Source organism: Actinophytocola sp., from assembly GCF_035712165.1.
Taxonomy (GTDB): Bacteria; Actinomycetota; Actinomycetes; order Mycobacteriales; family Pseudonocardiaceae; genus DASYTH01.
In genome coordinates this window covers 1-8,387 of sequence record NZ_DASTBH010000525.1, presented here as the reverse complement: position 1 = coordinate 8,387, position 8,387 = coordinate 1, and the positions used below count along the sequence as shown (strand labels likewise).

At 70.1% G+C, this 8,387-nt stretch carries 9 protein-coding genes; 7 read left to right on the top strand and 2 right to left on the bottom strand.

Annotated elements, in window-relative coordinates; translation table 11 throughout:
• Positions 1-110 precede the first annotated feature (110 nt).
• Positions 111-827, top strand: a complete 717-nt coding sequence (locus tag VFO68_RS29755) for a hypothetical protein (protein WP_325161730.1) — start codon at positions 111-113, stop codon at positions 825-827.
• Here the strand turns inward: VFO68_RS29755 and VFO68_RS29750 are convergent.
• Positions 824-2,011: an NAD(P)/FAD-dependent oxidoreductase gene (locus VFO68_RS29750; protein ID WP_325161729.1), complete on the bottom strand. Its 1,188-nt coding sequence runs from the start codon at positions 2,009-2,011 to the stop codon at positions 824-826. The genes VFO68_RS29755 and VFO68_RS29750 overlap by 4 nt on opposite strands.
• A 9-nt stretch (positions 2,012-2,020) precedes the next feature.
• A complete protein-coding gene (locus VFO68_RS29745) occupies positions 2,021-2,698 on the bottom strand; it encodes an SDR family NAD(P)-dependent oxidoreductase (RefSeq protein ID WP_325161728.1) in 678 nt (225 codons plus the stop codon).
• A gap of 97 nt (positions 2,699-2,795) precedes the next feature.
• Here VFO68_RS29745 and VFO68_RS29740 point away from each other — a divergent pair, with 97 nt between their 5' ends.
• From VFO68_RS29740 to VFO68_RS29715, 6 genes are read left to right on the top strand one after another with little or no spacing between them, the layout of a single operon-like run.
• Positions 2,796-3,962 (top strand): nucleotide disphospho-sugar-binding domain-containing protein, encoded by a 1,167-nt coding sequence (locus VFO68_RS29740; protein ID WP_325161727.1) that lies wholly within the window; start codon positions 2,796-2,798, stop codon positions 3,960-3,962.
• A gap of 23 nt (positions 3,963-3,985) precedes the next feature.
• Entirely contained in the window at positions 3,986-5,830 is a 1,845-nt protein-coding gene (gene asnB / locus VFO68_RS29735; protein ID WP_325161726.1) for an asparagine synthase (glutamine-hydrolyzing), read from the top strand.
• Between the two features lie 12 nt (positions 5,831-5,842).
• Positions 5,843-6,517 (top strand): hypothetical protein, encoded by a 675-nt coding sequence (locus tag VFO68_RS29730; protein ID WP_325161725.1) that lies wholly within the window; start codon positions 5,843-5,845, stop codon positions 6,515-6,517.
• Between the two features lie 40 nt (positions 6,518-6,557).
• Positions 6,558-7,766 (top strand): cytochrome P450, encoded by a 1,209-nt coding sequence (locus tag VFO68_RS29725; protein ID WP_325161724.1) that lies wholly within the window; start codon positions 6,558-6,560, stop codon positions 7,764-7,766.
• A gap of 11 nt (positions 7,767-7,777) precedes the next feature.
• Positions 7,778-7,975 carry a ferredoxin gene (locus VFO68_RS29720; protein WP_325161723.1) on the top strand — a complete coding sequence of 66 codons (198 nt, stop codon included), beginning with the start codon at positions 7,778-7,780 and terminating at the stop codon, positions 7,973-7,975.
• A 3-nt stretch (positions 7,976-7,978) separates the two neighbouring features.
• Positions 7,979-8,374 carry a SchA/CurD-like domain-containing protein gene (locus VFO68_RS29715; protein ID WP_325161722.1) on the top strand — a complete coding sequence of 132 codons (396 nt, stop codon included), beginning with the start codon at positions 7,979-7,981 and terminating at the stop codon, positions 8,372-8,374.
• The last annotated feature ends 13 nt before the right edge of the window (positions 8,375-8,387 follow it).

Here is an 8,387-nt window from a genome sequence, read left to right as displayed (position 1 = left end):
AGGCGAGCAATGGAAAAAGGCATGGAGATCCTGCTGGAGTTGCCCGACCTGGCGGCGCAGATCGACCGGCTGGCCGGAGAGCTGGAGATCCGGACCGGCCCACCGCCCCGATGACCGGCCGGCGCCGGATCCGGCCGGCTCCGACCATCCCCGCCGGGCGCGGGCCGGTGGTCCGCTCGCTGCGGATCTCCCGGCCACCGCATGCAACCGGCGCTCCGCTGCACCGGGTGATCGTCGCGGTGGACGTGGTCGGCTCGACCGCGCGCACCAACCCCGGCCGGGCCCGGTTGCGGCAGGCGATGTACGGCGCGCTGGACCGGGCCCTGGTGCGCGGCGGCATCGCCGAACGGCACCGGGACCCGATGGTCGACCGCGGCGACGGCGCGCTGGTGCTCGTCCACCCGGTGGACCAGGTGCCGAAGACGTTGCTGCTCAACAGCTTCATCCCGGCGCTGACCGAACTGGTCGCCGACCCGCGGGTGCAACCGCTGCGGCTGCGGGTGGCGCTGCACGCCGGGGAGGTGCACTACGACAGTCGCGGCCCGTTCGGCGAGGCGCTCGACCTGGCCTGCCGGTTGGTCGACGCCCCGGAGCTCAAGGTGATGACCATGTACACCACGGTGCCGGTGGTGCTGGCCGTGTCCGACCACATCTACCAGTCGGTCGTCCGGCACCGGTACACCGGCATCGACGACGACACCTACCTGCCGCTGGTCCGCCTGGACCTCGGCGGCCGGCGGCAACGCGGGTGGGTGGCGATCCCGGAGGAGGTGACGCCGGTGCGGGAGCGGCTGGAGTCCCGGCGCGGACCGGGCCGCCCCGCCTAGGCGGCCGCTGCGCGCGACGTGCCCTCGTCCCAGTCGATGTGGTGGTTGTGGATGTCGGCGGCGGCGTTGACGCCCTTCTTCAGGAAGATCGGGAGAATGAGGTCGCGGGTGAGGCGGCCGAAGAAGCCGGGGGGTTCCTTGGCGTCGCCGGTGCGGCGGGTGACCTCGACGACGTGCTCCACGCGCTCCTTGCGGATCGACTGGTAGGTCGCGAAGGCCGTGCCGATGTCGGGAATGTCGCGCAGGCACTTGGCCAGGACGATGGCGTCCTCCATGGCCATCGAACCGCCCTGGCCCGAGTGCGGACCCATGGCGTGCGCGGCGTCGCCGACCAGGACCACCCGGCCCTTGTACCACGTGGACAGCGTGGGCATCTCGACCACCGACCACCGGATGATGTTCATGTCGGTGCTCGCGATGATCTCCTCGATCGGGTGGTGGTCCGGCTTGTGCAACTCGACCAACCGCGCCTTGAGCTCCTCGTCGGGCGTCGACTCGATCTCGCCGGGGGCCGGTTCGCGCTTCTGGTAGTAGTTGTCGAACCAGTACACCTCGCCGTCGTCGGCCACCTGGTAGCCGAAGAAACTGTTGAGGCAGAACGACATGTACATCGTGCCGTTGGTGGACTCCAGGCCCGGCACCCGGGTGTAGGCGCCGCTGCCGATGATGTGGGTGTAGTGCGGCGGCGGTGAGTCCGGCAGGATCGCCGTCCGCACGTTGGACATGGTCCCGTCGCAGCCGACCAGGAAGTCGCCTTCGGCGCTGCTGCCGTCCTCGAAGTGCGCGACCACCCTGTCATCGGTCTGCTCCAGGGACATCAGCCGCTTGTTCCACTCGATCGGCACGCCCTCGGCCAGCGCCGCCTCCCGCAGGCCCTGGGACAGCTTGCCGCGCTTGAAGGTGACCACCGGCTGCGGGTTGATCCCGAGTTGCTTGCCCTTGTGGTTGAGGAAGGCGATCCGCGGGCTGGGCAGGCCGAGTGCCTCGATCTGCTCGCGGATGCCGAGGGTCTGCAGCACGTCGCGGGCGTTGGGGGCCAGTCCGAGGAAGGCGCCGACGTCGTCCCGGGCGGTCGGCCGCCCCTCGTAGACCGTCGCCGCTATCCCGGCCCGCTTCAGGAACATCGCCAGAACCGGACCGGCGACACCGCAACCGATGATCAGTCCACGCTTGGTGCCAGTCATGATTTCCCTTCACCACTCAATCTGCTCACGACCACGCAGGAAAGCGCCGGTCGGTCCGTCATCGGGCAGGGTCACCGCGTGCACGATGTCGCGTGCGGCGTCGGCGGGTTCGCGCTGGGCCTTCGGCATCATCCGGGTCCGGGTCATGCCCGGGTTGACGGCGTTGACCAGGACGCCGGAGTTCCTGGTCTGCGCGGCCAGCATCGTGGTCAGCCCGTTGAGCGCCGTCTTGGACACGGAGTAGCCCGGCGCGCCGGCGAACAGTCCGTTGTGGAATGTGGCGGTGCCGCTGGACACGATCACCACCCGGCCCCAGCCGCGTTCCACCATGGCCGGGACGAACTCCTGGCACACCCGCCAACTGCCCAGCAGGTTCACCGCAAGCGTGCGCTCGACCAGGTCCAGCGGCACCGACAGCGGGTCGGTTCCCGCGTCCAACAGCACCCCGGCGTTGTTGACCAACGCGTCCACCGGGCCGATCGCCTCCCTGGCCCGCTTCACACTGTCCGGGTCGGTGGTGTCGATCGCGACCGGACGCGCGCCCAGCGCGGCCGCGACGGCGGCCGCCTCGTCGCCGTCCCGGGCGCCGACCACCACCCGCCAGTCCGACCGGCTCAGCAGTTCGGCGACCGCGCGGCCGATCCCCCGGTTCGCTCCGGTCACCAGCACGCTGCGCGCCCCACTCATACTGGCATCGTCGCCGACCACACTCGACACCGACTCGGATCACGACCGAACACCCGTGCTCGAGTCCGTCGCGAGCAACGGCCGGCAATCTGGGAACATGCGTGTGCTGTTCACCACCTGGGCGTGGCCTTCGCACCTGTACGTACTGGTGCCGCTGGCCTGGGCCTGCCGCGCGGCCGGTCACGAGGTGCTGGTGGCCAGCCAGCCGGAGTTGCTCGACGAGATCACCCGCACCGGGCTGCCCGGCGCCGCCGTCGGCGCGGACGTCGACGCGGTGAACCTGGTGCGCGGCTACGTGTTGCCCAGCGAGGCCGGGCACGGCGACGGCCTCGGGCAGGCGCCGAAGGTCGGCAAGGGACCTCGTGCCATGCAGATGTTCCTGGCGCACGCCGAGTCCATGGTGGACGGTCTGGTCGACCTCGCGCGGGAGTGGCGTCCGGACGTCATCGTGTTCGAGCCGACCGCACTGGCCGGTCCGGTGGCCGCGGCCGCGGTCGGTGTTCCGGCGGTGCGCCAGTTGTACGGCACCGACCTGATGCTGCGCGCCCGGCCGGTGCTGCCGGCGGCGCTGACGGAGCTGGCGCAGCGGCACCGCACCGGCGAGTTCGACCCGTTCGGCGTGTGCACGGTCGACCCGACGCCGGCCACGTTCCAGCTACCGACGGACTACCGCCGGCTGCCCATGCGCTACGTGCCGTTCAACGGCTCCGGTCCCCGGCCCGCGCCGCTGCCCGCGGCCGGCCGGCCACGGGTCTGCCTCACCTGGGGCCACACGATCGCCAAGCTGGATCCGAAGCGATTCCTTGTGCCCCAGGTGATCGACGCGGTACACGGGCTGGACGTCGAGTTGCTGGTGGCGGTGTCGGCCGCGCAGCGTCCGCTGCTCGGCGAGGTGCCGGACGGCGTGCGGGTCGTGGTGGACGTTCCGGTCGGGCACCTGCTGGGCGACTGCGACCTGGTGATCGGGCACGGCGGCGCCGGCACGGTGCTGACCGCGCTGCACCACGGACTTCCGCTGCTGGTGATCCCGCAGTTGCCGGACCATCTCGGCCACTCCGGCCGGGTGCTGGCCACCGGGGCCGGTGAGGTGCTGACCCGGGACGAGGCCACCCCGGACCGGCTGCGCGCCGAGGTGACCCGGCTGCTGGCCGACGGTCCGCACCGCGAGGCGGCCGCCAAGCTCAGCCAGGAGATGCGCGGGCAGCCGGCGCCGAGCGAGATCGTGGCCGACCTCGAGTCGATCGCCCGCGTCGGCGTCAACTGATGCGAAGGGTGTGAGCAGCAGGCATGTGTGGCATCGCCGGATGGGTGGACTTCACCCGGGACATGCGCGAGCAGGCCAGCATCGTGCGCACCATGGTCGCGACGCTGGCCAACCGGGGCCCGGACGCCGAGTCGGTGTGGACCGACCAGCGCGCCGCGCTGGGCTTCCGCCGGCTGGCGATCATCGACCTGTCGCTGGGCGACCAGCCGATGGTGGCGCGGGAGAACGGCCGGACCCTCGCCACGATCGTCTACAACGGCGAGATCTACAACTACCGGGCCGTGCGCGAGCAACTGGTCGCCCGCGGGCACCGGTTCCGCACCAACTGCGACACCGAGGTGGTGCTGCGCTCCTACCTGGAGTGGGGCGAGCGGTGTGTCGAGCGGCTGAACGGGATGTTCGGCTTCGCCGTCTGGGATCCCGGCAAGCAGCAGCTCATGCTGGCCCGGGACCGGCTCGGCATCAAGCCGCTGTACTACGCCGCACTCGGCCGGGGTGTGGTGTTCGGTTCCGAGGTGAAGGCGCTGCTGGCGCACCCGATGGTCGACGCCGTGATCGACCTGGAGGGCATGGCCGAGGTGCTCACCTACATCGACACCCCGGGCCATGCCGTCTACAAAGGACTATCCGAGCTGCCGCCCGGGCACGTCGCGCTGGTCCGGGACGGCAACGTGCACAGGTACGCCTACTGGTCACTGCCGGCCCGGGAGCACACCGACGACTTCGACACCACGGTGGGCACGGTGCGCGAACTGCTCGCCGACTCGGTGTCCGCGCACCTGATGTCCGACGTGCCGCTGTGCACGCTGCTGTCCGGCGGGCTGGACTCCAGTGCCATCGCGGCGTTCGCCGCCCGCGCCGGTTCGGAACGGCCACGCACCTTCGCCGTGGACTTCGAGGGGCACGCCGAGCGGTTCCAGAAGGACCACTGGCACGAGGACGCCGACGCGCCGTACGCGGCGGACGTGGCCCGGCACGTCGGCACCGAGCACCAGCCGGTGGTGCTGCGCAGTGCCGAGATGGTCGACCCGGTGGTGTCCGCCGCCGCGCTGTACAGCCAGGATCTGCCCAGCCCCATCCCGGACATGGACCGCTCGCTCTACCTGCTGCTGCGCGCGGTGCGGCAGCACTCGACGGTGGCGCTGATGGGCGAGGTCGCCGACGAGCTGTTCGGCGGCTACCAGTCGTTCCGGGACAAGTCGTTGCTGGACACCGGAAACTTCCCGTGGGTGTCGATGGGGCTGAAGGTCAACCCGCGCGGGCGCAGCACCGGACTGCTCGATCCGGACCTGGTCAAGAAGATCGACCTGCCCGGCTACTCGGCCCGGCGCTACCGCGAGGCGATCGCCGAGGTGCCGGTGCTGGACGGCGAGCCGACCGACGACGCGCTGATGCGCCGGGTGTCGTTCCTGCACCTGACCCGGTGGCTGCCGCTGCTGCTGGCCCGGGACGACCGGCTGAGCATGGCGGTAGGGCTGGAGTTGCGGGTGCCCTACTGCGACCACCGGATCGTCGAGTACGCGTTCAACATCCCGTGGGCGATGAAGACCTCGGACGGCCACGAGAAGAGCGTGCTGCGCGCCGCGGTGGCCGACCTGCTGCCGAACTCCGTGCTGCAGCGCCGGAAGAGCCCGTTCCCGATCACCCAGGACCCCGGCTACGGCGCGCTGCTGCGCGAACAGTTCGACGCCGTGGTGACCGACCCGAACGCCCCGGTGCGGCCCCTGCTGGACGAGGCGGCATGCACCGACCTGTTCAACCAACGGCGGCCGATCGAGGCCACCGGATGGGGTGAGCGGCGCAACGTGGAGATGGTGCTGCAACTGGACGCCTGGTTGCGCCAGTACCGGGTGCGACTGGAGTTCTGAGAAGAGGGACACGTGGACAAGCTGCACGAGGAGCTCATCGAGATCGCCGATCCGGTGCTGCGCAAGGTGATCGACCATCCGTTCTGGTCCGGGCTGCGGGACGGCGCACTGCCCGGCGAGGCGCTGGCGCACTTCGTCCAGCAGGACACCGCCTACCTCCTGCCGGCCTACGCCCGGGCGCTGGCCCGGTGTGCGGCGGCGGCCGTCGAGGACGGACACGCCCTGCTGTTCGGCCGGTCGATCTTCGGCACCCTGGAGGCGAAGGACAAGCTGCGCAACGCCTACACCGAACTGGCCGGCGAGTTGGACGCGCCGCCGCTGCCGGCCGACCTGCCGGCGGACCCGGGCACGCACGCGCACGCGTCGTTCTTCGCCGCCGCCAGCGCGACGTCCTTTCACGCCGGGGTGGGCGCGCTGTTACCCATGGTGTGGTTCAACTTCCAGGTCTCCAACGACCTCAAGGAACGGCATGCGCCCGGCTCGAAATATGCCAGGTGGATCGAGGTCTACCACCCCGGTGAGACCTACAGTTACGCGGTGAAGGCGTTTCTCGGCATGGTCGACCAGGTCGGCGCGGCCGCGTCGCCGGCCCAGCGGCGCGAGGTGGTCGACCACTTCACCACCAGCATCCGCTACGAGTGGGGATTCGCCGAGACCAACTGGCGGCGGCCGGCGTGGCCGGTGTGACTTCTACCGAAAGACAACAGACCAGAAAGGTGCGAGCGGGATGAGCACGGAAGCCGTGGAAACCCCCATCCATTACCCATTCCCGTGGACCCCGCCGATGGAGATCCCCGGCGCACTGCGCGGTCTGCGGGAGAAGGCGGTCGTCACGGTGACGCTGCCCAGCGGCGACAAGGCCCTGCTGGTGACCCGGTACAACGACGTGCGCTCACTGTTCGCCGACCACCGGCTGTCCCGCAACATCGCCCGGCCGGACATCGCCCGGGTGTCGAAGGACAACGACCTGTTCATGGATCCCAAGATCGACCCGGATCCGCCGCACCACACCAAGGTGCGCGGCCTGGTCACCCGCGCGTTCACCGCCCGCCGGGTGGAGGCGCTGCGACCGGTGGCATGGGAGATCGCCAACGACCTGATGGACAAGATGGAGGCCGGCGAGAAGCCGTGCAACCTCAACGAGGCGTTCGCGTTCCCGCTGCCGATCCGGGTGATCTGCAAGCTGCTCGGTGTGCCGGCCGAGGACATGCCCAAGTTCCGGGCGCTGGTCGACGGTTTCCTGTCCATCTCCAAGCTGCCGCCGGAGGAGGTCGCGGCCAGCCGCATGGGCCTGTGGAAGTACCTGGACGACCTGATCCAGTCCAAGCGGCGCGACCCGGGCGAGGACCTGATCAGCGGTCTGATCCAGGTGTCCGACGAGGACAACAACCGGCTCAACGAGCACGAGCTCGGGTTCTGGACCCAGGGCCTGCTGATCGCCGGCTACGTCACCACCGCCAGCCAGATCGGCACCGGCACCGCGGTCCTGCTGCACAACCGGCAGATGGTCAAGGAGATCCAGGCCGACTGGTCGCTGCTGCCGACCGCGGTCGAGGAGCTGATCCGTTGCCAGATCATGGGTTCCTCGGTCGGCACGATGCGTTACGCGGTGGAGGACATCACCCTGGAGGACGGCTCGGTGATCCCGACGGGCTCCAGCGTGCTGCTCTCCGAGGAGTCGGCGAACATGGACGAGACGGTCTTCCCGGAGCCGTTCACCATCGACATCCGGCGCAAGGAGAACCACCACATGACCTTCGGCGCCGGGCTGCACTACTGCGTCGGCGCGGCGCTGGCCCGGATGGAGATCCAGGTGGCCACCGAGGGTCTGCTGCGCCGCTTCCCGGACATCCGGCTCGCCGTTCCCGGCGAGGAGCTGCCCCGGGGTCTCGGTGGGTTCATGGAGGGCTTCACCGACATTCCCGTTACCTGGTAAGGGAGAACGCCATGCGCGTCGAAGCCTCCAACGACACCTGTGCGGTGGGCAGCCTGTGCGTCTACCGCGCGCCCGGCGTGTTCGACCAGGACGACGACGGGCACGTGCTGGTGCTCCAGCCCAACCCGCCCGCGGAGATGCACGAGGCCATCCGGTGGGCGGCGCGCAGCTGCCCGACCAAGTCGATCAAGGTCTACGAGGACGAGTGAGACATGCCGTTCGTGGCCATCACCTATGACATCAAGCCGGGCTGTGACGACGAGCTGGCCGAGATCTTCGACAGCTTCCGCCGGGTCGGCTCGCCGGCCGTGCCGGCCGGCGCGGACGCGCCGGCCACCCGGATCCTGGCCACCGCGCTGTTCATCCGGGACGACACCATGGTCCGGTTCATCGAGTACGAGGGCGACCTGGACACCGTGATCCGGCACATGGCGAGCCAGCCCGGCGTGCAGGAGATCGAGCGCAAGCTCAAGCCCTACCTCACCAAACCCCGGAACACCGCCACCGTCGAGGGTTTCGTGGCCACCTTCCGCAGCAGCATGCTGCGCTGCATCTCGCAGTTGGCCGTGCCCCGCACGCCCTCCGGCGGGGCGGCGAAGGCGTCGTGACCCCACCGGCCCG

Coding starts and splice junctions, on each gene's coding strand:
- VFO68_RS29755 (WP_325161730.1), top strand. CDS start 111: ATGACCGGCCGGCGCCGGATCCGGCCGGCTCCGACCATCCCCGCCGGG.
- VFO68_RS29750 (WP_325161729.1), bottom strand. CDS start 2,011: ATGACTGGCACCAAGCGTGGACTGATCATCGGTTGCGGTGTCGCCGGT.
- VFO68_RS29745 (WP_325161728.1), bottom strand. CDS start 2,698: ATGAGTGGGGCGCGCAGCGTGCTGGTGACCGGAGCGAACCGGGGGATC.
- VFO68_RS29740 (WP_325161727.1), top strand. CDS start 2,796: ATGCGTGTGCTGTTCACCACCTGGGCGTGGCCTTCGCACCTGTACGTA.
- asnB (WP_325161726.1), top strand. CDS start 3,986: ATGTGTGGCATCGCCGGATGGGTGGACTTCACCCGGGACATGCGCGAG.
- VFO68_RS29725 (WP_325161724.1), top strand. CDS start 6,558: ATGAGCACGGAAGCCGTGGAAACCCCCATCCATTACCCATTCCCGTGG.
- VFO68_RS29720 (WP_325161723.1), top strand. CDS start 7,778: ATGCGCGTCGAAGCCTCCAACGACACCTGTGCGGTGGGCAGCCTGTGC.
- VFO68_RS29715 (WP_325161722.1), top strand. CDS start 7,979: ATGCCGTTCGTGGCCATCACCTATGACATCAAGCCGGGCTGTGACGAC.